At 45.4% G+C, this 24792-nt stretch carries 23 protein-coding genes and 3 tRNA genes; 14 read left to right on the top strand and 12 right to left on the bottom strand.

What is annotated here, in order from left to right:
* Positions 1-28 precede the first annotated feature (28 nt).
* Positions 29-625: a Yip1 family protein gene (locus L5M71_RS10245; protein WP_263205660.1), complete on the bottom strand. Its 597-nt coding sequence runs from the start codon at positions 623-625 to the stop codon at positions 29-31.
* A 283-nt stretch (positions 626-908) separates the two neighbouring features.
* Here L5M71_RS10245 and miaE point away from each other — a divergent pair, with 283 nt between their 5' ends.
* Positions 909-1679 (top strand): tRNA isopentenyl-2-thiomethyl-A-37 hydroxylase MiaE, encoded by a 771-nt coding sequence (miaE, locus tag L5M71_RS10240; RefSeq protein WP_263205658.1) that lies wholly within the window; start codon positions 909-911, stop codon positions 1677-1679.
* A gap of 166 nt (positions 1680-1845) precedes the next feature.
* Here miaE and L5M71_RS10235 read toward each other — a convergent pair whose 3' ends face one another.
* Positions 1846-2571, bottom strand: a complete 726-nt coding sequence (locus L5M71_RS10235; protein WP_263205656.1) for a UDP-2,3-diacylglucosamine diphosphatase — start codon at positions 2569-2571, stop codon at positions 1846-1848.
* Positions 2572-2579: 8 nt separating this feature from the next.
* On the bottom strand, positions 2580-3074 hold the full coding sequence (locus L5M71_RS10230) for a peptidylprolyl isomerase (protein WP_105252937.1): 495 nt from the start codon (positions 3072-3074) through the stop codon (positions 2580-2582).
* A gap of 140 nt (positions 3075-3214) precedes the next feature.
* Here L5M71_RS10230 and cysS point away from each other — a divergent pair, with 140 nt between their 5' ends.
* Positions 3215-4594 carry a cysteine--tRNA ligase gene (gene cysS, locus L5M71_RS10225; RefSeq protein ID WP_105252936.1) on the top strand — a complete coding sequence of 460 codons (1380 nt, stop codon included), beginning with the start codon at positions 3215-3217 and terminating at the stop codon, positions 4592-4594.
* A gap of 98 nt (positions 4595-4692) precedes the next feature.
* Here cysS and folD read toward each other — a convergent pair whose 3' ends face one another.
* Positions 4693-5547: a bifunctional methylenetetrahydrofolate dehydrogenase/methenyltetrahydrofolate cyclohydrolase FolD gene (folD, locus tag L5M71_RS10220; protein WP_014610292.1), complete on the bottom strand. Its 855-nt coding sequence runs from the start codon at positions 5545-5547 to the stop codon at positions 4693-4695.
* Between the two features lie 268 nt (positions 5548-5815).
* Here folD and L5M71_RS10215 point away from each other — a divergent pair.
* The 9 genes from L5M71_RS10215 to L5M71_RS10175 all read left to right on the top strand — a co-directional run bounded on the left by L5M71_RS10215 (position 5816) and on the right by L5M71_RS10175 (position 14912).
* Positions 5816-5892: transfer RNA gene (locus L5M71_RS10215), tRNA-Pro, on the top strand.
* A 116-nt stretch (positions 5893-6008) separates the two neighbouring features.
* Positions 6009-6085, top strand: a tRNA-Arg gene (locus tag L5M71_RS10210).
* A gap of 9 nt (positions 6086-6094) precedes the next feature.
* Positions 6095-6170: transfer RNA gene (locus L5M71_RS10205), tRNA-His, on the top strand.
* 261 nt (positions 6171-6431) lie between these two features.
* Positions 6432-7736 (top strand): trigger factor, encoded by a 1305-nt coding sequence (gene tig / locus L5M71_RS10200; RefSeq protein ID WP_263205654.1) that lies wholly within the window; start codon positions 6432-6434, stop codon positions 7734-7736.
* 89 nt (positions 7737-7825) lie between these two features.
* Complete coding sequence (gene clpP / locus L5M71_RS10195; protein WP_063883148.1) at positions 7826-8434, top strand: ATP-dependent Clp endopeptidase proteolytic subunit ClpP; 609 nt, start codon at positions 7826-7828, stop codon at positions 8432-8434.
* An 84-nt stretch (positions 8435-8518) separates the two neighbouring features.
* Positions 8519-9799, top strand: a complete 1281-nt coding sequence (clpX, locus tag L5M71_RS10190; RefSeq protein ID WP_028760467.1) for an ATP-dependent protease ATP-binding subunit ClpX — start codon at positions 8519-8521, stop codon at positions 9797-9799.
* A 132-nt stretch (positions 9800-9931) separates the two neighbouring features.
* On the top strand, positions 9932-12289 hold the full coding sequence (gene lon, locus L5M71_RS10185; protein WP_105252934.1) for an endopeptidase La: 2358 nt from the start codon (positions 9932-9934) through the stop codon (positions 12287-12289).
* A gap of 259 nt (positions 12290-12548) precedes the next feature.
* Entirely contained in the window at positions 12549-12821 is a 273-nt protein-coding gene (gene hupB / locus L5M71_RS10180) for a nucleoid-associated protein HU-beta (RefSeq protein ID WP_006081127.1), read from the top strand.
* 225 nt (positions 12822-13046) lie between these two features.
* Positions 13047-14912 (top strand): SurA N-terminal domain-containing protein, encoded by a 1866-nt coding sequence (locus tag L5M71_RS10175; RefSeq protein ID WP_028760465.1) that lies wholly within the window; start codon positions 13047-13049, stop codon positions 14910-14912.
* A gap of 194 nt (positions 14913-15106) precedes the next feature.
* Here L5M71_RS10175 and L5M71_RS10170 read toward each other — a convergent pair whose 3' ends face one another.
* From L5M71_RS10170 to pspF, 8 genes are all read right to left on the bottom strand, one after another.
* Entirely contained in the window at positions 15107-15319 is a 213-nt protein-coding gene (locus L5M71_RS10170) for a molybdopterin-binding protein (protein ID WP_263205651.1), read from the bottom strand.
* A gap of 138 nt (positions 15320-15457) precedes the next feature.
* A complete protein-coding gene (gene fabV / locus L5M71_RS10165; RefSeq protein ID WP_263205649.1) occupies positions 15458-16660 on the bottom strand; it encodes an enoyl-ACP reductase FabV in 1203 nt (400 codons plus the stop codon).
* Positions 16661-16765: 105 nt separating this feature from the next.
* On the bottom strand, positions 16766-17551 hold the full coding sequence (locus L5M71_RS10160; RefSeq protein WP_105252932.1) for an ATP-binding cassette domain-containing protein: 786 nt from the start codon (positions 17549-17551) through the stop codon (positions 16766-16768).
* The gene (locus L5M71_RS10155; protein WP_028760462.1) at positions 17532-18539 is read right to left on the bottom strand and encodes an oligopeptide/dipeptide ABC transporter ATP-binding protein; all 1008 of its coding nucleotides are present in this window, start codon (positions 18537-18539) and stop codon (positions 17532-17534) included. The genes L5M71_RS10160 and L5M71_RS10155 overlap by 20 nt, the downstream gene beginning before the upstream one ends.
* A 3-nt stretch (positions 18540-18542) precedes the next feature.
* Complete coding sequence (locus tag L5M71_RS10150; RefSeq protein WP_263205647.1) at positions 18543-19433, bottom strand: ABC transporter permease subunit; 891 nt, start codon at positions 19431-19433, stop codon at positions 18543-18545.
* The gene (locus L5M71_RS10145) at positions 19420-20451 is read right to left on the bottom strand and encodes an ABC transporter permease (RefSeq protein ID WP_028760461.1); all 1032 of its coding nucleotides are present in this window, start codon (positions 20449-20451) and stop codon (positions 19420-19422) included. The genes L5M71_RS10150 and L5M71_RS10145 overlap by 14 nt, the downstream gene beginning before the upstream one ends.
* A complete protein-coding gene (locus L5M71_RS10140; RefSeq protein ID WP_028760460.1) occupies positions 20451-22076 on the bottom strand; it encodes an ABC transporter substrate-binding protein in 1626 nt (541 codons plus the stop codon). Before L5M71_RS10140 ends, L5M71_RS10145 begins: the two co-directional genes overlap by 1 nt.
* Before the next feature lie 69 nt (positions 22077-22145).
* Positions 22146-23237: a phage shock protein operon transcriptional activator gene (pspF, locus tag L5M71_RS10135; protein WP_219250257.1), complete on the bottom strand. Its 1092-nt coding sequence runs from the start codon at positions 23235-23237 to the stop codon at positions 22146-22148.
* 177 nt (positions 23238-23414) lie between these two features.
* Here pspF and pspA point away from each other — a divergent pair, with 177 nt between their 5' ends.
* The 3 genes from pspA to pspC are packed head-to-tail and all read left to right on the top strand — an operon-like array spanning position 23415 to position 24728.
* A complete protein-coding gene (pspA, locus tag L5M71_RS10130; protein WP_263205644.1) occupies positions 23415-24098 on the top strand; it encodes a phage shock protein PspA in 684 nt (227 codons plus the stop codon).
* Between the two features lie 17 nt (positions 24099-24115).
* The gene (pspB, locus tag L5M71_RS10125; protein ID WP_006081138.1) at positions 24116-24355 is read left to right on the top strand and encodes an envelope stress response membrane protein PspB; all 240 of its coding nucleotides are present in this window, start codon (positions 24116-24118) and stop codon (positions 24353-24355) included.
* Positions 24342-24728: an envelope stress response membrane protein PspC gene (gene pspC / locus L5M71_RS10120; RefSeq protein WP_028760457.1), complete on the top strand. Its 387-nt coding sequence runs from the start codon at positions 24342-24344 to the stop codon at positions 24726-24728. The genes pspB and pspC overlap by 14 nt, the downstream gene beginning before the upstream one ends.
* The last annotated feature ends 64 nt before the right edge of the window (positions 24729-24792 follow it).

The following is a 24792-nucleotide window of genomic DNA, read 5'->3' as shown; positions in this document are numbered from 1 at the left end:
TGATTAAATTTGTGATGAATTAAAGTGGTTATTGGTACATAGGACCAAAGCCTAAGCTCCATAAAATGACACTAGTTGCCATTAGCCCCACCAAGAGTACTAAGCCTGCTGTCACCATAGAGCTGGCGTAGATAAAACCTTTCTCTTCAGGGATATTCATAATGATAGGCACCCCCGCGTACAGTAAATACACTGAGTAGGCTAAACCAATCAACCCCACTATCATGATAAACCATAGCACTGGATATAATGCGGCTAAACCGACCATGAATAATGGCGTAGCGGTATAGGACGCGAGTTCTAACGCTTGGGTGTAGGTTGGGTTTGCATCGAAGGTTTTTGCCATCCAATAGGCCAAGTAGGCGAGGGCGAATACGCCCGCAATTAGGCCTAAATACATGCCCGCCGACATAAACATGGCGCTTTGAGGTGTGAGGTAAATAGGATCACCAGCGCCAGGATTCCAGCCAATGTAAGCCGTAGCAATATAGCTGCACACCGCGGGAATTAAGGCGATAAGAACTACATGGCTTAAGCTACTTTTCAGTGCCTCATGGTTTTTTTCAATTGTTTGCCACTCTTGTTTTGGATGAGTGTATAGCCCCATTAAGTGATTCAGTATCATTATAATTATCCTTGTTCAGCATTGATGAATGGCTCGCCAAACGTCAGACGAGCTGATAACAGCTCTACAATCGAGGTTAAAATGGTGTCCTGTCTCTTTATCCATCGATTGGTTACACATAGAGAAGTGAGAGGCTGTGTGATCAGGGTCTCAGTTCTTTAGAGTGTAGATTATTTATTGAACAAAAAGTTCAGCGCGTCAAGTTTACTTAAGCCTAATGCTATAGCTTATGAGTAAATATGCGTAAAATAGCGCGATATTCAGAATGATATTGAGTGAGTCCATGCAGCAACTTCTTGCCCCCATCCACGCATTTCTTCACTGTGAAACACCGCAAACTTGGATTGATGTTGCGATAAAATCAGATTCCTTGGATGAGTTGCTGATCGACCATTGTAACTGTGAGTTAAAAGCCGCTCAGACAGCGATTTTTTTGCTACGAAAATATGCGTTAGATAAAGACAGTGGTCGAACCCTGTTGGCGTGGGCTAAACCCTATGAAGAGTTTATTTATTCGCAAGAGCATGATGTGGTGAGTTTTTTGGCCCGTGATGTGAAAAAGAATGAGTTGGTAACTGACCTTATACCTAAGCCCAACTTTAAGTTTGCTGCGAATTTTGTTTCACCTTTAATCCGCTTGATTAAAGAAGAGTTTCATCATTTTGAACAAGTATTGGATTTAATGCACAAGCGCAGTATTGATTACCGCAATATTCGCGCGGGGCGTTATGCCAAGGGCATGATGAGTCATGTGACAACCCATGAGAAAGATATTTTGCGGGATAAGTTGATTGTAGGGGCATATATTGAGGCTCGCTCGTGCGAGCGCTTCGCTAAACTCGCGCCTTATTTAGACGGTGAGCTGAGTAAGTTTTATGTGTCACTGCTGCGCTCTGAAGCGCGACATTATCAAGATTATCTTGCGTTAGCTCAGTTGGTTTCACCTGAGGATATTAGCGAGCGAGTGAAGTACTTTGGCGAGTTAGAAGCTGAGTTGATTTTGGCGCAGGATGATGAGTTTCGTTTCCACAGTGGGTCGCCTCTATTAAATTAATTTGAACGGCTTTGCTTCCCCAAACGAGTAGAGTTAAGTCCATATAGCAGAAACGATTAACGGTTCGAAAAACCGTTAATCGCAGTATTTTCAATCTATTAAAGCTAAAAATTTAAGCCATTTAAGCTTAAGTATCGCTAAATGAGGCCTACTTAAGCCAATGCCTTTAGGTCATCATCTGGTCAAAGGGTAAGGACTGTAAATTAATCCCTTCAGCGCTCACACTGAGCACACTGCCTTGTTCATACCAATCGCCAACCACTATACGCTTACAGCCATTAGCAAGTTGATGAATGGCCGGTCTGTGGGTATGACCGTGGATCATATGCTTAGTGTGTGTCTTGGCAAATAACATATCGACCGCATTGGGCTCTACATCCATGATAGTGTAGCTTTTTTGCTTATTGCTGTTCTTGCTCTTGCTGCGAATTTTATCAGCAATACCCTGACGGGTTTTCTTGGATAAACAACCATACAGCCAACGAGACAGCGATAAACTGCGCAGTTTTCGAAAGCGTTGGTAGGCCTTATCTAAAGTACATAAGCTGTCGCCGTGCAAAATTACAGTGTCGACACCGTATAAATTGAGGCGAGTGACTTCGGGTAAAATTTGCATGCCTGCGGCGCGCGCAAATTGTTTGCCTAGCATGAAGTCACGGTTGCCATGGATAAAATACACGGGCAACTTTTGTGATACTTGCTTGAGTTTTTCGGCGATGTCGAGGGCAAAAGGCAAGGCAATATCATCACCAACCCAGACTTCAAACAAATCGCCTAGGATATAAAGGGCGTCGGCATCATCGAGTTCAGTGTCGAGAAAGCGAGTGAACGCCTGGGTGATATCAAGGCGATCTGCACTCAGGTGCAGATCGCCTATAAATAGAGTTCGCATTCGCCGTATTATGCCGCGACGCTGACTTTTTCAATCACAATGGCTTCTAATGGCACATCTTGATGCATACCACGGTTACCAGTGCTAACAGCTTTGATTTTTTCGATAACATCCATGCCTTCAACGATTTCGCCGAATACGCAGTAGCCCCAGCCCTGTGAGGTTTCTGATTTAAAATCGAGGAAAGTGTTATCGTTCACGTTAATGAAGAACTGCGCAGTAGCTGAATGTGGATCTGAAGTACGCGCCATAGCGACAGTACCAGTACGGTTTGATAAACCGTTATTGGCTTCGTTCTTCACTGGCTCGTTACAACGCTTTTGGCTCATGTCTTCGTTGAAGCCACCACCTTGGATCATGAAACCGTCTATCACACGGTGGAAGATAGTGCCGTCGAAGAAACCTTCGTCAACATATTTCATGAAGTTTGCTACTGTTAACGGCGCTTTTTCAGCGTTCAGTTGCAGTTTAATGTCGCCCAAATTAGTGTGTAATGTGATCATGTTTTCATACTCAGTGTAAATAGTGGCGCGATTCTAACTTATCTCGGATTGCGCGCAAAGTGCAGTATTCAAAACCTGTCAGGCCGTGATAGACTGACTCCTTGATTTTACACCTGAATGTATCATTGAAGAGAATATCGATGTTGAAGATTTACAACAGTATTACCCGCCAAAAACAGGAATTTAAGCCAATTAATCCCGGGAAAATTGGGATGTACGTGTGTGGTGTGACCATATACGATCTCTGTCATATTGGTCATGGCCGTACTTTTGTTTCCTTCGACATGATAGTGCGCTACCTGCGTTACGCGGGTTATGAAGTGAATTTTCAGCGCAATATTACTGATGTTGATGACAAAATCATCAAGCGCGCTAACGAGAATAACGAAAGCTGTGAAGCCTTAACCGAGCGTCTTATTGGTGAAATGCACCAAGACTTCGATGCCTTAAATATGTTGCGCCCCGATTTTGAACCGCGCGCGACCCTTCACATTGCTGAAATCATCGACATGGTTGAGTTATTACTCGCCCGTGGCCATGCCTATGTGGCGAGCGATGGTGATGTGCTTTTCAGTGTGGCCTCATATCCTGATTATGGCCGTTTATCGGGCCAGAATTTAGATCAACTGCAAGCAGGTGCTCGGGTTGAAGTGGACGAAACCAAGCAAAATCCAATGGATTTTGTGTTGTGGAAAATGTCTAAACCTGGCGAGCCAACGTGGGAATCCCCATGGGGACCGGGTCGTCCTGGCTGGCATATCGAATGTTCGGCCATGAACAGCAAACATTTAGGTCTGCATTTTGATATCCATGGCGGCGGCTCTGACTTACAGTTCCCACATCATGAGAATGAAATCGCTCAGTCTTGCTGTGCCCATGACACGCCATACGTCAACTATTGGATGCACACAGGCATGGTGATGGTTGACCGTGAAAAAATGTCTAAGTCCTTAGGCAACTTCTTCACTATTCGCGATGTACTTGGTCACTATGATGCTGAAACTGTGCGTTATTTCTTATTATCTGGTCATTATCGTAGCCAACTGAACTATTCAGAAGATAACTTGAAACAAGCGCGTTCAGCCTTGGAGCGTTTGTATACCGCGATTAAAGATGTCGACTTAACTGTCGTTGCAGCGCCTGCAGAAGAGTTTATTGCTAAGTTTAAAGCGGCGATGGATGATGACTTTAATACACCTGAAGCTTATTCCGTTCTATTTGATATGGTGCGTGAAATCAATCGTTTAAAACTGACCGATATGGCACAGGCATCGGCATTAGCGGTCACCTTGAAGCAATTAGCGGATGTGTTAGGTCTATTAAGCCAAGAGCCAGAGGCCTTCTTTCAAGGCGGCGGTAGTGACGATGAAGTGGCCGAAATCGAAGCCTTAATCGTTGAGCGTAACCGTGCTCGTACCGAAAAGGATTGGGCTGCTGCGGATGTGGCGCGTAATCGTTTAGATATTTTGGGCGTTGTGCTTGAAGATGGTCCAAGTGGCACCACTTGGCGTAAGAAATAAGCTTATTCGCTATATTTTTAATTCAAGAAAATCTTCAGTAAATAAAAAACCTGCATCATGCAGGTTTTTTATGCTTGCTAGAACCTAGAACCTAGAACCTAGTCATGATACTGCTCGGCGGCATATAAGGTGTTTTCTAATAGGCTTGCAATTGTCATCGGGCCAACACCGCCGGGGACTGGAGTGATAAAGCTGGCATTTTGCGCTGCAATGTCATATTGCACATCGCCGACTAAGGTGCCGTTATCTAAACGGTTAATGCCTACGTCAATGACGATAGCGCCGGGCTTGATCCACTCACCAGGAATAAAGCCAGGTTTACCCACTGCAACGACCACGAGATCTGCCTGACGAATTTTTTGTTCGAGATTCTTAGTGAAGCGGTGGCAAGTAGTGGTGGTGCAGCCAGCCAGCAGCAACTCTAAGGTCATTGGGCGGCCGACAATATTCGATGCGCCAACCACAACAGCATCTAAACCATAGGTATCAACGCCGGTGGATTTGATGAGTGTCATTATGCCCATTGGGGTGCAAGAGCGCAGCACCGGAATACGCTGGGCTAAACGGCCGACGTTGTACGGGTGAAATCCATCGACGTCTTTATCTGGGCGGATACGCTCGATGACTTTTGAGTCTTCGATATGTGCGGGTAATGGCAGTTGCACTAAGATGCCATCAATTGTCGGATCATCATTAAGACTATCAATCAGGTTGAGTAATTCATCTTCAGTGCAGTTTGTTTCTAAATCGTATGAACGAGAAATAAATCCAACTTCTTCACAAGCCTTACGTTTACTGCCAACATAAACTTGTGATGCCGGATCGGCTCCCACTAATATTACGGCTAAACCCGGTACGCGTTGTCCAGCCTCTTTGCGGGCGGTGACTTTTTCGCTGAGCTTAGTGCGGATGGATTGAGCAATCGCCTTGCCGTCGATTATTTGGGCTGTCATGGGTGTAGGATATCCTTTATATGGGCGATGGTGAAAACAGTAGTTAACACAGAGATTGGCAATCGTGGCTATTTTAACAGGGCACCGCTACTGTGTCATGGTTAAAGCCGTTGCCAAGTGGATAAAAAAAACCAGATTAGCCTGATAATTCAGCACCTAGAGTCGAACGATAAAAAAATCGTTGACGGGTGTAAAGTGAGGGGATAAGATGCGCTCCGTTCTCAGGCAGATGTGTTCATCTTGCGCTGAAACTTTCATGCAAGACCTTCGGTGATTAGCGCAGTCCGGTAGCGCATCTGGTTTGGGACCAGAGGGTCAGAGGTTCGAATCCTCTATCACCGACCACTTTATTGTCGTTTGCTTCGATGAATTCAAAATAATTTGAACTAAAATAGGCAAATGATAGGGTTAGCATAAATGCTTTCCAAATCGGTTAGGATACAGAAAATTCTGTAAACCATGCGCCCGTAGCTCAGTTGGATAGAGCACCCGCCTTCTAAGCGGGTGGTCGCAGGTTCGAATCCTGCCGGGCGTACCAGTTTCAGTGGTGATTGTAGCTCAGTTGGTAGAGTCCCGGATTGTGATTCCGGTTGTCGTGGGTTCGAGCCCCATCAGTCACCCCATTTTTAGTACTTTGAGTACAAATTAAAAAAAGCGACCTTGTGTCGCTTTTTTTATATCCCAGATTCGGCTGTTGAGGCTCGACTCTGCAGAAAACGGTGGCTATAATGTCGCGTCTTGATAGATATCAACTATGAGCGACCTGTGCCTAAAGCCAGTTGTGGTGGGCATTGTAGTCAAATTTAATGATCAAGAAACGAATACCTGAATAGTTGATGAATCGGCTATTACAAAGGACGTTAGACAAATTTCGAGGTAAAACAATGCAAGTTTCTGTTGAAGCAACCCAAGGCCTAGAGCGTCGCCTGACCATTTCTGTTCCTGCTGAACAAATTGAAAAGCTGGTTAAAGACAGTTTACAACGTGAAGCTAAGCGTGCTCGTATCCCAGGTTTCCGTCCTGGTAAAGTGCCTGTTACTGTTATAAACAAACGTTACGGCGCAGCGATTCGTCAAGACATCATGGGTGAAGTGATGCAACGTAACTTCATCGAAGCAATTATTGCTGAGAAGTTAAACCCAGCGGGTGCACCGACTTTTGTTCCTGGTTCTACTGATGGCGAAAAATTCGAATTTATCGCTACCTTTGAAATCTATCCAGAAGTTGAGCTGAAAGGCTTAGATGCAATCGAAGTAGAACAGCCAAAAGCTGAAGTGACTGACGCTGACGTTGACACTATGATTGAAACCTTACGTAAACAACACGCGACTTTCGCTGCTGTTGAGCGTGAAGCTGCTGATGGCGACAAAGTGAAAATGAACTTTGTTGGCTCAGTTGACGGTGAAGAATTTGAAGGCGGCAAAGCTGATGATTTCGAACTGCAATTAGGTAGCGGCCGTATGATCCCTGGTTTTGAAGCAGGTATTTTAGGTCACAAAGCGGGCGAAGAATTTGTTATCGACGTGAACTTCCCTGAAGAATATCACGCTGAAAACCTGAAAGGTAAAGCGGCTAAGTTCGCGATTACGCTGACAGAAGTGCAAGCGGCTAACCTGCCAGAAGTAAACGATGAGTTTGCAGCTCTGTTTGGTATCAGCGAAGGTGGCCTAGAAGCCCTTAAGACTGAAATCCGTAAAAACATGAACCGTGAACTTGAGCAAGCGTTAAAAGCTAACGTGAAAGAGCAAGTGATCAATGGTCTGTTAGCTAACAACGATATCACTTTGCCAAAAGCATTGATCGATGGCGAAGTTAACGTTCTGCGTCAACAAGCCATGCAACGTTTTGGCGGCCAATCGGCTAACATGCCAGAACTGCCAGCTGAATTGTTCACTGAACAAGCTGCACGTCGTGTTAAAATCGGTCTGCTATTAGGCGAAGTCATCAAGACTAACGAACTGAAAGCGGAAGATGAACGCGTACAAAGCTTGATCGCTTCTATGGCTTCAGCCTACGAAGATCCAAGTGAAGTAGTTGCTTATTACAACAGCAACAAAGAGCTGATGCAAAACATGCGCAACGTTGCTTTAGAAGAGCAAGCGGTTGAAGCACTGTTGAAATCTGCCAAAGTGACCGAAAAACAAGTCGCTTTTGAAGAATTTATGAACAAGGCTACCGGTCGCGCATAAGCTAAGCTTGACTTGATTAGCTGTTCGCCATTTATAATGGCTCGTATGAGGCTCCTCATGCGAGCCATTTTTATTTAGGGAAGTGAATAATGCATAATGCGTCAGACATACAAAGTGCTTTAGTGCCTATGGTGATCGAACAGACTGCTAAGGGTGAACGCTCATACGATATTTATTCTCGTTTGTTGAAAGAGCGGATTATCTTTTTGGTAGGTCAAGTTGAAGAACACATGGCAAACCTTATCGTGGCGCAATTATTATTCTTAGAATCAGAAAGCCCAGATAAAGATATCTTTTTATACATTAACTCTCCTGGTGGCTCTGTCACCGCAGGCATGGCGATTTATGATACCATGCAGTTTATCAAACCGAATGTTAGCACTGTCTGTATCGGCCAAGCCGCTAGTATGGGCGCTTTCTTGTTAGCTGGTGGTGAGAAGGGTAAGCGTCACTGTTTACCAAACTCTCGCGTGATGATCCATCAACCGCTGGGTGGTTTCCAAGGTCAAGCATCAGATATTGCTATTCATGCCAAAGAAATCTTAGGCATTAAAAATAAGCTTAACCTAATGCTAGCTGAACACACAGGTCAACCGCTCGAAGTGATTGAACGCGATACTGATCGTGACAACTTCATGAGTGCAACTCAAGCCGTCGAATATGGCTTAGTTGACTCTGTGATGACGAAACGCGGCTGATTTTTGCTTTTGACTGAGCTATGCTTTGTAAAAGTTAAGCAAATTTAAGACAGGCAGTAGAGCAGACTGCAAATGAGGTAATTAATGGGCGACAACAAAAATAATGGTGACAGCGGTAAATTGCTGTACTGCTCTTTTTGCGGAAAGAGCCAGCATGAAGTCAGAAAACTCATTGCTGGCCCATCAGTGTATGTATGCGACGAATGTGTTGAGTTATGTAACGACATCATTCGTGAAGAGATTAAAGAAATCTCTCCAAAGCGTGATAGCGATAAATTACCGACACCACATGAGTTGCGTGCACATTTAGACGATTATGTTATTGGCCAAGACAGAGCGAAAAAAGTGCTTTCTGTGGCAGTGTATAACCACTATAAGCGTTTAAAAAATGCATCGCCTAAAGATGGTATCGAGCTGGGCAAGAGTAATATTTTGCTTATCGGTCCAACGGGTAGCGGTAAAACCCTACTGGCTGAAACCCTTGCGCGCTCACTCAATGTGCCTTTCACTATGGCAGATGCTACTACGCTGACTGAAGCGGGTTATGTGGGTGAAGACGTTGAAAACATCATTCAAAAGTTGCTGCAAAAGTGCGACTACGATGTTGAGAAGGCGCAGCGTGGTATCGTTTATATCGATGAAATCGATAAAATTAGCCGTAAGTCAGACAATCCATCAATCACCCGTGACGTATCGGGTGAGGGTGTACAGCAAGCACTGCTTAAGCTGATTGAAGGTACTGTTGCCGCGGTTCCACCACAAGGTGGCCGTAAGCATCCACAGCAAGAATTCTTACAAGTCGATACTTCTAAGATCCTGTTTATCTGTGGTGGTGCGTTTGCAGGGCTTGAGAAAGTGATTGAGCAACGTGCGCACGTTGGCTCGGGTATTGGTTTTGGTGCACAGGTGAAAGGCGAGAAAGAGAAGGCGACGATCTCTGAAACGTTATCACAAGTAGAACCTGGCGATTTAGTCAAATACGGTTTAATCCCTGAGTTTATTGGTCGTCTGCCAGTGGTTGCGACTCTGACTGAGCTGGATGAAGAAGCTTTAGTACAAATTCTATCTCAACCTAAAAATGCCCTAACTAAGCAATACAGTGCGTTATTTGAGATGGAAGGGGTTGAGCTTGAGTTCCGCGAAGATGCGCTTAAAGCGATTGCTCACAAAGCCATGTCTCGCAAGACAGGTGCCCGTGGCCTACGCTCCATCGTTGAAAGTATTCTGCTGGATACTATGTACGATATCCCATCCGTTGACGGTGTGGTGAAGGCCGTTGTGGATGAATCAGTCGTGAAAGGGGAATCTGCCCCAATCTTGATTTACGAGCACAATGAGGCCCAAGTGGCATCAGGCGAACAATAATTGTACTGATCGCTAATAAACTGAAAAACAAGGAGTCCAATGGACTCCTTTTTTCGTATTAGCCATTGAAACTCCATAAAGCGTCCCAATATACTCCAGTATTAATCCATTTCACCAAAACGGAATCGAACTATGACCCAAGAGCGTGAAGCGCATATCGAACTCCCCGTGCTGCCACTGCGAGATGTGGTGGTCTATCCCCATATGGTAATTCCGTTATTTGTCGGACGAGAAAAATCTATTCGATGTCTCGAAACGGCAATGGCGCAGGATAAGCAAATTATTTTAGTGGCGCAGCGTGATGCCGAGCTCGATGAACCATCAAAAGATGACATCTTCGAAGTGGGTACGGTTGCCTCTATTTTACAGTTACTTAAGCTGCCAGACGGTACAGTCAAAGTGCTGGTTGAAGGCGGTCGTCGCGCCCGTATTACCCGTTATACCCAAGAAACAGAATTCTTTGTGGCTAAGGCTGAGTATCTGGAATCAGAACCGCTGGAAGACAAAGAAGAAGAAGTGTTAGTGCGCAGTGCTATTGGTCAGTTTGAAGGTTATATCAAGCTGAACAAAAAGATCCCGCCAGAAGTCTTGACCTCTTTATCGGGTATCGATGAAGCGGCGCGTCTGGCCGATACTATGGCCGCACACATGCCACTTAAGCTTGAAGATAAGCAATCTGTGCTTGAGATGGTCAACGTCGGCGAACGTCTGGAATATCTAATGGCGATGATGGAATCGGAGATCGACCTATTGCAGGTTGAGAAACGTATCCGGACTCGCGTTAAAAAACAGATGGAAAAGAGTCAGCGTGAGTACTATCTGAACGAACAGATGAAAGCCATCCAGAAAGAACTGGGTGACTTAGATGAAGGCCATGACGAATTTGAAGCCTTAAATCGTAAGATTGAAGAGGCTAATATGCCCGCTGAGGCGAAAGAGAAAGCCCTCGCCGAGCTTAACAAGTTACGCATGATGTCACCAATGTCGGCTGAAGCGACGGTGGTTCGCAGTTATGTCGATTGGATGACAGCGGTGCCTTGGAGCCAACGCTCTAAAATCAAACGTGATTTAGCCAAAGCCCAAGAAGTACTCGACACCGATCATTTTGGCCTTGAAAAAGTCAAAGAACGTATCTTGGAATATTTGGCAGTCCAAAGCCGAGTGCGTCAGCTTAAAGGGCCAATCCTGTGTTTAGTGGGGCCACCAGGTGTGGGTAAAACCTCGCTAGGTCAATCGATCGCTAAGGCGACCGGTCGTAAGTATGTGCGTGTTGCCCTCGGTGGCGTGCGTGATGAAGCGGAAATCCGTGGTCATCGCCGTACTTACATTGGGTCTATGCCAGGTAAAGTCATTCAAAAGATGGCTAAAGTCGGCGTGAAAAACCCGTTATTCTTGCTTGATGAAATCGACAAGATGAGTTCTGATATGCGCGGCGATCCGGCTTCTGCTTTATTAGAAGTGTTAGATCCTGAGCAAAATGCGACCTTTAACGATCATTACCTCGAAGTCGATTACGACCTATCCGATGTGATGTTTGTTGCAACGTCAAACTCTATGGATATTCCTGGGCCACTACTTGACCGTATGGAAGTCATTCGTTTATCGGGTTACACCGAAGACGAGAAGCTGAATATTGCTAAGCAACATTTGCTGAATAAGCAAATCGAGCGCAATGGTTTAAAAGCCACTGAAATTAAAGTAGATGATAGTGCTATCGTTGGCATTATCCGTTATTACACCCGTGAAGCGGGTGTGCGTTCACTCGAGCGTGAATTGTCTAAGATTTGCCGTAAAGTCGTGAAAATGATTTTGCTCGACAAGTCGGTAAAGTCTGTGACTGTCAACCAAGAGAATCTTAAGTCTTTCCTTGGCGTGCAGCGCTTTGATTACGGCAAAGCCGAGTCTAAGAACCAAATCGGTCAAGTGACTGGCTTAGCTTGGACTCAGGTGGGCGGTGACTTACTGACGATTGAAGCAACCTCAGTGCCAGGTAAAGGGAAGTTAACCTATACCGGTTCCCTTGGCGACGTGATGCAAGAGTCGATTCAAGCAGCGATGACAGTTGTTCGCGCCCGTGCGGAACAATTAGGTATCAATGCGGATTTCTACGAGAAGCGTGATATCCACGTGCATGTGCCAGAAGGTGCGACACCCAAAGATGGTCCATCTGCCGGTGCGGCTATGTGTACCGCGTTAGTATCAAGCTTAACGGGTAACCCCGTGCGTGCTGATGTGGCCATGACAGGTGAAATAACCTTACGTGGTGAAGTGTTACCTATCGGTGGTTTGAAAGAAAAACTGCTAGCAGCACACCGCGGCGGCATAAAATTGGTGCTTATTCCAAAAGAAAACGAGCGTGATTTGGAAGAAATTCCTGCCAATGTGATTGCCGATTTAGAAATTCGTCCCGTGCGTTGGGTCGATGAAGTGTTAAAACTGGCACTAGAAAGGCCGGTGGAAGGCTTCGAAGTGGTTAAAAACTTGGCATAACGCAAGAAATTGCGCTATCACGTTAAAAAAAATGAAAAAAGGGGCTTAACAAAGCGCAGACCTGTGGTAGCCTAGGTCTGTGGAGAGCCAGCTGCTCCAAGCCCTTGGCGCAACTGGCTTTGAGCTGTATCCAGTTTTAATTCTTTGGTTTTCGAACTCAGCTTGAACTTTGAATTCAAGCTTGTTATAAAAGCCTCCGCAGACCGCTCTAGAGACGGATTTGGTTGCGGCGCAAAAAAATTACATTCAAGGGGATGACATGAACAAATCTGAACTAATCGAGAAAATCGCATCTGGTGCTGACATTTCTAAAGCCGCTGCTGGCCGAGCACTGGATTCTTTTATCGCTGCTGTGACCGAAGGTCTGAAAGAAGGTGATAAAATTTCTCTTGTTGGTTTTGGTACTTTTGAAGTGCGTGAACGCGCTGAGCGTACTGGTCGCAACCCACAAACGGGTGAAGAAATCAAAATCGCAGCAGCTAAAATTCCTGCATTCAAAGCTGGTAAAGCACTGAAAGACGCTGTTAATTAATCATTAATATCGTAGCCTTTGTAAGGCGTTCGTAATGACAAGCACTGTTTATCAGTGCTTTTTACGAATTGAAAGTAATGGAATATGAAGCTTAATTTCTACCATTACTCGGGGTTTTAGAATTTACCAGTGGTAGCGTCTGAATATTCCCCATAAATTACAGAAAGGCGCATCTCAACCTGATGCGCCTTTTTATTTTGTTAATCGCAACAAGCGAGAAATCTGATGTTAGAAAAGATCCGCGATGGTTCGCAAGGCGTGATTGCTAAAGGCATTCTCGTACTTGTGATTTTATCTTTTGCATTTGCAGGAGTCAGTAGTTACTTAGGTTCAACAACTGATGTGCCTGCGGCAGAAGTGAACGGTGACAAGATCACTAAAGCCGAGCTAGAGCAGGCGTACCAGAGCGAGCGCTCTCGCATGGAGCAACAGCTAGGTGAAATGTTTGCTGCGTTATCTGCTGACGAAAAATACTTACAAAGCATTAAGCAGAGCGTATTAGAACGCTTAGTGGCTGACAAGTTGATAGATCAAGCTGCTAAGGCTATGGGTCTACGTGTATCTGACGAGCAAATTGTTGCTGCAATGAGAGCTGAACCGGCATTTCAAACTGATGGTAAATTTGATAACGATCGTTATCAGGCGATTCTGCGTCAGTTAGGTTATCAGCCACAGACTTTCAGAGACATGATGCGTGTCGATATGACCCGTCGTCAGTTAACTGCGGCCCTTGTGGGTACTGAATTCGTGTTACCTGGCGAAGCTAAGCAATTGGCTGAGTTACAAGGCCAAACCCGTGATGTGCGCTATGTTATTGTCGATTCTGCACCATTCTTAGCGACAGCGGTTGTGACTGACGAGCAAGTGAAAAACTATTACGACGCAAACCAAGGGCAGTTTATGAGTCCTGAGATGGTGAGCTTAGAATATGTTGAACTGAATGCTGCTGATTTTGCTAAAAATAATCCAGTTTCTGATGAAGAAGCACAAACGTATTACGAAGAACATAAAGCACAATATGTTTCTAACGAGAAGCGTCTTGCCGCGCATATTTTGGTTATGCCAGGTAATGATGAAGCTGCAGCAAAAGCCAAGGCTGAAGATCTCGCTAAGCAATTAGATAGCGGTGCCGATTTTGCTGATCTGGCTAAAGCTAACTCTGATGATACTTTGAGTGCAGAGCAGGGCGGTAAACTGGATTGGTTTGAACCTGGTGTTATGGACCCCGCATTTGATGCCGCTTTATTTGCATTAAATAAAGGCCAACATTCTGCGGTGGTTAAAACAGACTTTGGTTTCCACATTATCAAGCTATTAGATGTGCAATCTGGCGCGACTGTACCGTTTGCTGATGTGAAAGCTAAGATAGTGGCTCAATTGCAAGATAAGAAAGCGGTTGACCAGTTCTATAGCTTACAAAGTAAATTAGCGGATACCAGCTATGAAGTGCCAGATACACTATCTGAGACCGCAAAAGCTGTTGGCGTTGATGTTAAGACTACAGCACTGTTTTCTCGCGATAACGCACCTGCTGAGCTAAACAAGCCTGACTTAGTTAAAGCAGCGTTCTCTGAAACTGTGATGCTGAAAGGTTTAAACAGTGAAGTGATTGAGCTTGAACCTAACCATGTGGTTGTTATCCGAGTGAAAGAACATCACGATGCGGGTACTTTGGCCTTAGCTGAAGTGAAAGCCAACATCACTGAGCGCTTGAAGCAAGATCAAGCAAACGAAGCCGCCCGTGCAAAAGCACAGGAACTGATGGCACAAGTTAAAGCGGGTGCAACTGATCTTGGTTTAGTGTCTAAAGCGAAACTAGGCCGTGGCGCGCAAGACGTTGATGCTGCGATTGTAGGCAAAGCGTTCCAAATGCCAACACCAAGTACAACTCCTGTTGTTGATACCGTTGGTTTAGCAAACGGTTATGCTGTGGTTGCACTGGATAAAGTCAACGCTGCAGAAGGTGTGAGTGATGAGCTAGTTAATGCACTTAAACAACGTCTGAACGCACAATACAGTGAAGCAGACTACCGTGGCTTGATCGATTCGCTTAAAGCCAATGCTAAGGTGCTTTACCCTGTAGAAGAATAATTTCAGTGAGGATAGCGAGTTATTAAATTTACTATCCGACTGATTAAATAGAAAAGGCCAAGTGAGTTCACTTGGCCTTTTTGTTTTTTTAATTCGATAAAGTGTACCTATGAAGTTCGAAGGATATCCGCTATAGCAACACTGTCAGACTCCATATTCCATTACTTCAATCGCCACGTTACTGAATTGAATGGTTAATCATCAACGCCAATCATTACGCTGCTGGCTTTGATGAGGGCATAAGCCGAATCATCCACTTTGAGCCCTAGGCGCTCACAGGAAGCTTTAGTCACCACAGAGGTCAGTACGACACCGGGTGCAAGTTCGATTGTCACTTCATTGTTTACAGCGCCCATTTCTATGGATTTGATTGTACCGCTGAGGGTGTTTCTTGCGCTAATTTTCATTGATTTTCCTTATTTAGGGATTATTAGGGGTCAACTGCAGCTAGTGTAGCGCATCTTAATCTGGGAGTTATAAATAAAAACGCCACTAAAAAGTGGCGTTTAACGTTTGTGATAAGCAGTGATTCGCTATCGAGTTGATTAGAGTTCGATAACGTCAAATTCAACGTATGGGTTAACGTCGGCATCGTAATCAATGCCTTCGATACCAAAACCAAATAACTTAATAAATTCAGCTTTGTATTCACGGTAATCAGTCAATTCTGATAAGTTTTCTGTGGTCACTTGTGGCCACAAATTACGGCAGTGTTGCTGAATATCTTCACGCAGTTCCCAGTCATCTAAACGTAAGCGATTATCACTGTCGGTCTCAGGTTTTGCACCATCGGCACGGAATAGGCGCTCACTGAATAAGCGATAGATTTGCTCCATACAACCTTCATGGAGACCTTCCTGACGCATTTTCTTGAATACCATAGCGATATATAAAGGCATGACAGGAATGGCCGAACTCGCTTGAGTCACAACGCTCTTTAGCACTGCAACATTTGCGCTGCCGCCAGTGGCTGACAGTTGTTTATTTAACGCTTTTGCTGCGCGGTCCAGATCCATCTTGGCCTTGCCAAGGGCGCCGTGCCAGTAAATTGGCCACGTCAATTTAGTACCGATATAGCTATAGGCTACAGTTTTGCAGTTATCGGCTAATACACCGGCTTCAGATAAGGCTTTGATCCACAGTTCCCAATCTTCGCCGCCCATAACAGTGACAGTATCAGCAATTTCTTGCTCAGTTGCTGGCTCAACGGTGGCTTCAATGATGCAGTCTTTATTGGTATCAACGGCAGTTGCTGTGTAAGTTTCGCCAATGGGTTTTAAAGCTGATCGGATAAGCTCACCTGAATCAGGGAGTTTGCGCACTGGTGATGCCAGTGAGTAAACAACCATGTCAATTTCACCAAGATCTTGCTTGATAAGCTCGATGACTTTTTGTTTAGCTTCATGGCTAAAGGCATCGCCGTTAATGCTTTTAGAATATAAACCTTCCGCTTTAGCAAATTTGTCGAAAGCGGCAGAGTTGTACCAACCTGCAGTACCTGGTTTCGCTTCAGTACCTGGCTTTTCGAAGAACACGCCAATCGTTGCGGCATCGCTGCCAAAAGCGGCTGCGATACGTGAAGACAGACCATAGCCACTTGATGAACCGACTACTAATACCTTTTTCGGGCCGTTAGCGATCTTGCCTTTTGCTTTAGTTAAGGTGATTTGTTCTTGAACGTTTACTTCACAACCGACAGGATGTGTAGTGGTACAAATGAATCCACGAATTTTTGGTTTGATAATCATGTTTAAGCTTCTTCTATCAAAATGACCAATAGGATAAATATTTCGGCGGGTAAATGGCACCTATTTTTAGCCAATTCACCAGATTATTTAAGTGGTTGGAGCAGTTTAGCGTTTGTGAACAAACAGACTCTGCTCTTGGACCAACCTCTGGGTGTATTCATGTTTTGGTGAATTAAATATTTGTTCTGTATCAGCTTTTTCAACCATTACACCTTTGTGCAGTACCATAATTTTATCGCTGACATGGCGAATAATATTGAGATTATGGGACACGAAGATATAAGACAAGCCGAGATCTTTTTGCAGTTTTAACAGCAAATTAAGAATTTGCGAACGCACCGAAAGGTCCAGAGCGGTTAAGGCTTCATCGGCAATGATAATTTTAGGATTGAGCATTAAGGCTCGTGCTACTGCGACTCGTTGTTTTTGCCCTTCGGAAATCATGTGCGGATAAAACTCCGCATGCTCAGGTAATAAACCTACTTTTCGTAAGGTATCGACCACTTGGGTGTGCCGCGATTGCGCAGACATTTGGGTGTTGAAACGCAGCGGCTCATCGAGCAATTGACCAATCGTTAGGCGCGGGTTCAGTGAAGTATTCGGATCTTGGAAAATCATCCGAATTAAGCGGCATCTTTGCTTCACATTGCGGCTATCTAAGGCTTCACCTTCGAAAAAAATCTCACCACCGCTGCGGGGCTCTGCACCGACTAAAATGCGGGCGAGGGTACTTTTACCTGAACCCGCTTCACCCACTATCGCTAAGGTTTCACCGCGTTCGAGTTCAAAGGATACGGGCGCTAATGCATCGTTATATTGGCGGGAAAAGCCCTTATAACCAGTATCATATCTTTTATAAAGGTCATTAACTTTAAGCAGTGGGGTCGTCATTATGGGTTTCGCCGTGATAAGGGAAATGACAGGCAAAATAGCGGTCTTTGATATGACTCAAATTTGGCTGATTAACGCATTTTTTTTGTGCTTCAGGGCAGCGTGGCCCTAAACGACAACCAATTGGCAAATGCTGTAAGGCGGGCGCAGAACCCGGTAGGGTAGGCATAATCGCCTTGTGACCACCCGAGCCTGAATAGTCGGGCATATTTTCGAGTAACGCCTTAGTGTAAGGATGATAAGGCTGCTTAATCACTTCGTCCGTCGGCCCAGATTCCATGACTTGACCGCAATAGAGCACGGATAAGTGATCACACCATTGGGCTAAGGTTTCCAGCTCGTGGCTGATCAATAGAATCGATACGTTTTGTAATTGATTTAATTGGGATAATAATCTGAAAATTTGCGCCTGAGTGCTGAGCTCCATCGAGCTTGTGGGTTCGTCTGCAATCAAGAGGCGAGGCTGGTTAGCAACCGCCATCGCAATCATCACCTTTTGGCATTCGCCTTCGGATAATTCCCATGCGTAGCTAGACATCACCTGCCGCGGATTCTTGATCCCGACTTTATGCAGCCATTTCTGTGCTGTAAGTCTTGCATGCCTGCGCCGTTGCCAAAAATAGGCGCTAGGATTTTTAGGCATAGCTTGCATTAACTGACTGCCGACGGTTTGTGCTGGATCTAAGCTGCCAGACGGATCTTGGAAGATCATCGCCATGTCTGAACCCATCAGATTACGGCGCTCTTTTGAGCTCATGGCCATCAAGTTATTGCCATCCCACATCATGCGGTCTGCAGTAATAGTCCAGTTGGGTCCGGGGATGCCTAAAATCGCTCTGGCTAACAAACTTCGTCCTGAGCCAGATTCACCAACTAGCCCATGAATTTCGCCCGCATTGAGTGTTAAGCTGACTTTTTCTAGCGCCCGCACTCTACCGTGGGGCGTATCGAGTTCAATCGTTAGATTTCGTACGTCGAGTAAGGGCATAAGTTAGTTTCTGATGGGCGCAAGCGCCGACCGTAGGCCATCGCCAACCAAGTTAATGGAAAGCACACTGAAAAGAATCGCTAAGCCTGGGATAGTTACGGCCCAAGGTGCAGTTAGTAAATTATCCATCCCTTGGGCGACCATAGCACCCCATTCTGGACTCGGGGCCTGTGCGCCCAAGCTTAAAAAACCCAGGGCCGCGATATCTAAAATAGCAGCTGAAATGGCAAGTGTGGTTTGAATAATCACCACTTCCCACACGTTTGGCATAATGACATACCAAAAAATTTGCATTGAGTTAGCGCCGTCTAAACGCGCGGCTGTGACATATTCTTTTTGTAATTCTTCATGCACTGACTGGTGTATGGAGCGCACAAATTGTGGGGTTAAGGCAATCCCGACGGCCCAGAACACATTTTCAAGCCCTGGTCCCATTACAGCAACTACTAAAATGGTCATTAATAATGAAGGAATTGATAACAGCGCATCGAGCAAATGACCAAGAATACTGGATTTTAAGCCCCGCATCATGCCCGACAACGACCCTATGATAAAGCCTGTGAATAATGCAGTAACGACGATCAGCAGCGCCATGCCAAAGGTCAAGTGCGCGCCGTGTAATAATCGGCTGAAAATATCGCGGCCGAGATCGTCAGTCCCTAAAAAGTGCGCCACTGTCCCTGAAGGGTCCCAAGAGGGTGGCAATAGCAAGGCTCTTGGATCTTGTGCTTCTGGCGGAAAGGGCGCAATCATAGGGCCAAACAGGGTTAGCAAGAGCAGAAATGCAATCGTCCATAGACCCGCTAGGGCGAAAGGATTAGCCGAAAAGTTAATCCAAACCCGCATAGTCGGAGAGGCAATTTGATCTTCTTGATAAATTTTAACTGGTGGCATAAAGGTCTTTTCTGCTCAGTGGATTAAAGGCTGTGTGCAGCACTTCAATCAAGATACTTAGGAAGATAATCAATAGGGCCACGGCCAAAATCCCACCTTGGATAACAGTATAGTCCCGTTGGTAAATCCCTGAAACTAGCCAAGATCCTACACCAGGCCAAGAGAAAATCATTTCAACCACTATGGCATAACTGGCAAATGAGCCAAGCATTAGCCCTAAATGTTTAAGTACGGGGATCAGCGCATTGGGCAGGGCGTGGCGCAGTATAATCGTGCCAGTATGCATGCCTCTGGCTTCGGCGGCGCGAATGAAGGTTTGATTCATCACATTCACCATTGCCGAACGGGTGCTACGAACCACTACAGTAAAAGGTAACACGGCCAGTGTTGTGGCAGGTAAAATGATATGCAGCAGGGCATCTTTAAATGCCGACATGCCGTATTCTGACTCTGACAACAAGGTATCCACTAGCATAAAGCCAGTCACGGGCTTGATTTCATAGAGCAAATTGATTTGTCCCGAAATTGGTAACCAACCAAGATCGACGCCAAACCAAAGTGAAAGATACAGGCCTAACCAGAATACGGGTACAGAGTAGCCTGTTAGGGTAATCGCCATAATGGTATTTTGGGTGAGCTTATGTTGACTCTGGGAGGCGAGCACGCCTAAGGGCACGCCCAAGCAAATTGCGATAATGCCCGCCATCACAGCAAGTTCGAAGGAGGCGGGTAGGACGGCACTGAGTTCTTCGGCGACTTCTTGATGTGACGTGACTGAAATCCCTAAATTACCGCTAAGCCTTTGTTGTAGGTAAGCGATAAATTGCCACGCTTGGTTTTTATCTAATTTGTAGTCTTGTTCTATTTGAACCAGTTGGGTCGCCGTCGGTGTATGTATGCCAGTGAGTGCATAGGTGCGCTCAACTGGAAACAAGCCTGTAGCGTAAAATAAGACACCCACCATGACTAACGAAGTAGCAAGAAATAAATTGAGGCGACGCAGTAGGTATGTAAACATTAATTCGCCTCCTGTGGTGCTTGGCTAGTATGGGTGAAGGAAATCCCACCAAAAGGCGTAAGCTGCATATCCTTGATATCACTGCGAGTTAACGCTACACGTTTGGCATGGGCCAGACTCAGCATAGGTACTTGTTCAGCTAAAAAGGCTTCTGCTTGTTGATAAATCACTTTACGTTCCGCTTGATCTGATACTTCCCTTGCGCTGTTTAAGATTGCATCAAACTCAGGGTTACACCAGCGAGAACGATTGTTGTTTGATTGCATTGCTGCGCAGCTCAGCAGCGGATTAAAAAAGTTATCGGGATCGCTGTTATCAGCATTCCAGCCAATCAGCACAGAATCATAGTCGTCGCGGCTCAGTCTCTGATTAAATACGCTCCAATCGTAACTGACGATATTCACTTTTACGCCGATGTTTGCTAAATCGGATTGAATTAATTCGGCCGTTTTCAACGAATTGGGGTTATAAGCGCGGGCAACCGGTATGGCCCAAATATTGATGCTGAGATTTTTTATACCGGCTTCTTTTAATAGGTCACGTGCTTTTTGCGGATTGTAATCGACAAGTCCTTTGTTATTTTCGTAGGCCCATGATGCTGGCGGCAGAACGCCGGTGGCTTCAATGGCAGTATTTTGATAAACCGCTCGCAGGATATTTTGTTTATCAACAGCATAGGCAAGTGCACGACGTACGCGAACATCATCTAACGGTGGCTTTTGCGTATTAAAGGCCCAGAATGCTACGTTAAGACCTGGTTGTGATTCGATGTTTAATTCTTGATGCTGTTTGATAACAGGCAGTTCACCTGCTTTGGGCAGCGCAGAAACGCTGCAATCCCCCGCGATAAGCTTAGCGAGCCTAACTGTACTTTTGGGCGTGATATCAAATACCAGCATATCGATTTTTGCTGGCTCTCCCCAAAAATCGGGATTACGGCGATAGCGGATATATTCGTTTTTAGCGTATTGCACTAAGGTGAACGGTCCTGTACCAATGGCAAAGTGGTCGACGTTTTCAGGATGACCTAAAGCTAACTGCTGCTGCGCGTATTCGTTTGATAAGATCACCGCAAAGTCGGTGGCTAAATTCGACAGAAAAGAAGCGTCTTTGCGGGTTAAGTAAAAGACCACTTCATGATCGTTTATCTTCTCTATCCCTTTAACTTGCTGAGAAAAGCCAATACTTTGGAAGAAGGGATAACCCGTGCGGGAGACAAAATGATAAGGATGCTGGGTATCGATAATACGATTAAAGGAGAACAACACATCGTCGGCATTAAAGGGGCGAGTTGGGTAAAAACGCTTTGAATGCTGGAACTGCACGTTTTCCCTGAGAGTGAAACGATAGCTTAAGCCATCATCAGACATGGCCCAACTCGTCGCCAAGGCAGGGACAAGCTTGCCTGACTGGGTGTCATAATCCACTAGGCGACTATAAATTTGATGTGAGGTGGCATCGATTGTCGTGCCAGATGTCACCAATTGTGGATTAAAAGACTCAGGGTTCCCTTCGGAGCAATACACCAAACCAGAAGGGAGTCGTTGGGGGCCACACGCGACCAACAACCAACTCATGCAAGAAACTGCAGTTGTTAGGCACAGGCGTCTAATTAGCACACTCATTTATAAATCATTATTTTATCGACTATGAACGGCTATTTTAGCAGTGCATCTCCCCCGTGGGCAATCTGCTTATGCTTTATCAAGTAAATTGTACTTTTTAAGGATGCCACGCAGTTGGTGGTAGCTTAACCCTAGCATGTCGGCGGTTTTCTTTTGGTTATATTGGCTGTTTGAAAGTGCTTGCTGGATCAGATCCATTTCGTACTGCTCCGTTTGCTCTTTAAAATCTAACGGAAAATTAAAGCAATTTGTTGAATACTCAGTATTGACTTGTACTTCAGCCTCAAATATCGGCGCAGATTGTGGCGTACTGGCAACAGTTGTTGGCGCAACTGAGGTGATTTGACGTTCGCGGGTCTTGATCCGAGTTTTAGGCCGATACGGTGAAGCAAAGGGATCGAGGGTAATATGATCGATGGGTCTATTTTCACCACCATTACGGTAAACGCTGCGCTCGACTACGTTTTTAAGTTCACGGATATTACCCGGCCAGTCGTGGGTCATTAATTGCTCGACCGCATGGGCGCTGAAACCGCTGAATAGCTGCAGCTTTAATTGGCGCGCCATGCCAACGGCGAAATATTCCGCCAGCGTCATTATGTCTTCTGGGCGGCAACGCAGTGGTGGCAGAGTAATTACATCGAAGGCGAGTCTATCGAGCAAGTCGGCACGAAATTCGCCTGCGTCAGCAAGTGATGGTAAATCTTCGTTGGCGGCGCAGATTAAACGAACATCAGCCTGCACCGTTTTGCTGCCGCCGACCCGCTCAAATTCGCCATATTCAATGACACGCAGAAGCTTTTCTTGGATAAGTCCTGAGGTGTTGGCTAATTCGTCGAGGAATAAGGTGCCGCCGTCGGCGCGCTCAAAGCGGCCTTCGTGTTTGCCTTTGGCGCCAGTAAAGGCTCCTGACTCATGGCCAAATAATTCACTCTCGAGTAAATTTTCACTCAAAGATGAACAGTTTAGCTTAATAAAACTTTGATCCCAGCGCTTAGACAGATAATGTAAGCGTTCGGCAATAAGCTCTTTACCTGTACCACGTTCACCAATAATCAGTACGGGTTTAGACAGAGGCGCTATTTGCGACACATGTTCTAACACTTCGAGTAGGGCGTTGGATTGACCGATAAGGTTGTCTTGCTGAAATTTATTATCCACGATATTTTTTAGTCTTTCGCGCTAAAATTTGGTGAAAATGATAATAAGTGGCTTGAAGCGTAAAAGGAAGTAAAAGTTAATATTTTGTTTAAGTTGCTGTATTTAAACAAGAAGTAAAAGTTGGCACGGTTAGTGTATTACCTTGTGCGAGACCAACATCAATTTGAGGATAGGATTATGGGAATTTTCTCTCGTTTCGCCGATATCATTAACTCTAATATCAGCGCATTGCTGGATAAAGCCGAAGACCCAGAAAAAATGGTTCGACTGATTATCCAAGAAATGGAAGACACACTCGTTGAAGTGCGTTCTACCTCAGCTAAAGTGTTAGCTGAAAAGAAAGAGCTGCAACGTCGTATCAACCGCGTGTTAGAGCAAGTGCAAGATTGGCAAGATAAGGCTGAACTGGCACTGTCCAAAGACCGTGAAGACTTAGCGAAAGCCGCTTTAGTTGAAAAACAAAAAGCGACCGGTTTAGCCGATACGCTGAATCAAGAGTTAGCCGTCATCGATGAACATATCGCACGCTTGAAAGATGAAGTGGGCATGTTGCAAGAAAAGCTGCTCGATGCAAAAGCGCGTCAAAAGACCATTATTTTGCGCACTCAAACCGCGTCATCACGCTTAGAGGTGAAAAAGCAGCTAGATTCAAGCAAGATCGACAATGCTATGCTCAAGTTTGAGCAATATGAGCGTCGTGTCGAAGGCTTAGAAGCCCAAGTTGAATCTTACGATCTTGGCAGCAAGAAGACCTTAGCCGATGAGTTTGCGGCGCTAGAAGCGGAAGATTCTGTGAATGCAGAGCTGGCAGCGCTCAAAGCCAAGGTAAAAGGTAAAGTGCCAACTAAGTCAAAAGAATAACAATTCAGAGGTGAGTTATGGATATGGACGTGCTAATGGCGCCGATTATTATTTTCATGGTGATAGTCGCGCCAATATGGTTAGTTCTTCATTATCGCAGTAAGCGACAAGTGAGCCAGGGACTCACTGAGGAAGAGTTTTCACAACTCAATGATTTGATATCCAAGGCCGATAAAATGGCGGCGCGTATCGAGACCTTAGAGGCCATTCTGGATACAGAATCGCCCGAATGGAGGGGGAAACATGAGAGGATCTAATGGCCGTACTTTGTACCGCATTCCCCAGTCAGGCAAAATAGCGGGTGTATGTGCAGGGATTGCCGAGTACTTTGCGATTGAAACTTGGTTAGTGCGAGTGCTGACTGTGTCTATCTTCTTACTCGGCGGCTCAGGTGTGGTATTTATCATCTATGTCGCTTTGTGGGTGATTTTAGACATCAAGCCGCAAAAGCATTACGATAGAGACGATATCGAGGTGAAGAAGAAGCCGTGGCAGTCGGGAGAACCCGCAAAGCAAGCGCTAAGCGACGTGAGTCGTCAATTTCGAAGTCTAGAAGTTAGGCTACAAAATTTAGAACGCCATGTCACCTCTGACAACTTTGATTTAAAAAGACAAATCAATAGTTTGTAACCCTTCTAAAGGGCGGCCATGTCCGCCCTTGTTGCTTAATCTCTGCTCCATTCCAGTGTATAGT

This window comes from Shewanella sp. SW1 (assembly GCF_025653545.1).
GTDB lineage: Bacteria > Pseudomonadota > Gammaproteobacteria > Enterobacterales > Shewanellaceae > Shewanella > Shewanella oncorhynchi.
This window is presented reverse-complemented; position numbering and strand designations above follow the sequence as displayed.

Coding starts and splice junctions, on each gene's coding strand:
- L5M71_RS10245 (WP_263205660.1), bottom strand. CDS start 625: ATGATACTGAATCACTTAATGGGGCTATACACTCATCCAAAACAAGAG.
- miaE (WP_263205658.1), top strand. CDS start 909: ATGCAGCAACTTCTTGCCCCCATCCACGCATTTCTTCACTGTGAAACA.
- L5M71_RS10235 (WP_263205656.1), bottom strand. CDS start 2,571: ATGCGAACTCTATTTATAGGCGATCTGCACCTGAGTGCAGATCGCCTT.
- L5M71_RS10230 (WP_105252937.1), bottom strand. CDS start 3,074: ATGATCACATTACACACTAATTTGGGCGACATTAAACTGCAACTGAAC.
- cysS (WP_105252936.1), top strand. CDS start 3,215: ATGTTGAAGATTTACAACAGTATTACCCGCCAAAAACAGGAATTTAAG.
- folD (WP_014610292.1), bottom strand. CDS start 5,547: ATGACAGCCCAAATAATCGACGGCAAGGCGATTGCTCAATCCATCCGC.
- tig (WP_263205654.1), top strand. CDS start 6,432: ATGCAAGTTTCTGTTGAAGCAACCCAAGGCCTAGAGCGTCGCCTGACC.
- clpP (WP_063883148.1), top strand. CDS start 7,826: ATGCATAATGCGTCAGACATACAAAGTGCTTTAGTGCCTATGGTGATC.
- clpX (WP_028760467.1), top strand. CDS start 8,519: ATGGGCGACAACAAAAATAATGGTGACAGCGGTAAATTGCTGTACTGC.
- lon (WP_105252934.1), top strand. CDS start 9,932: ATGACCCAAGAGCGTGAAGCGCATATCGAACTCCCCGTGCTGCCACTG.
- hupB (WP_006081127.1), top strand. CDS start 12,549: ATGAACAAATCTGAACTAATCGAGAAAATCGCATCTGGTGCTGACATT.
- L5M71_RS10175 (WP_028760465.1), top strand. CDS start 13,047: ATGTTAGAAAAGATCCGCGATGGTTCGCAAGGCGTGATTGCTAAAGGC.
- L5M71_RS10170 (WP_263205651.1), bottom strand. CDS start 15,319: ATGAAAATTAGCGCAAGAAACACCCTCAGCGGTACAATCAAATCCATA.
- fabV (WP_263205649.1), bottom strand. CDS start 16,660: ATGATTATCAAACCAAAAATTCGTGGATTCATTTGTACCACTACACAT.
- L5M71_RS10160 (WP_105252932.1), bottom strand. CDS start 17,551: ATGACGACCCCACTGCTTAAAGTTAATGACCTTTATAAAAGATATGAT.
- L5M71_RS10155 (WP_028760462.1), bottom strand. CDS start 18,539: ATGCCCTTACTCGACGTACGAAATCTAACGATTGAACTCGATACGCCC.
- L5M71_RS10150 (WP_263205647.1), bottom strand. CDS start 19,433: ATGCCACCAGTTAAAATTTATCAAGAAGATCAAATTGCCTCTCCGACT.
- L5M71_RS10145 (WP_028760461.1), bottom strand. CDS start 20,451: ATGTTTACATACCTACTGCGTCGCCTCAATTTATTTCTTGCTACTTCG.
- L5M71_RS10140 (WP_028760460.1), bottom strand. CDS start 22,076: ATGAGTGTGCTAATTAGACGCCTGTGCCTAACAACTGCAGTTTCTTGC.
- pspA (WP_263205644.1), top strand. CDS start 23,415: ATGGGAATTTTCTCTCGTTTCGCCGATATCATTAACTCTAATATCAGC.
- pspB (WP_006081138.1), top strand. CDS start 24,116: ATGGATATGGACGTGCTAATGGCGCCGATTATTATTTTCATGGTGATA.
- pspC (WP_028760457.1), top strand. CDS start 24,342: ATGAGAGGATCTAATGGCCGTACTTTGTACCGCATTCCCCAGTCAGGC.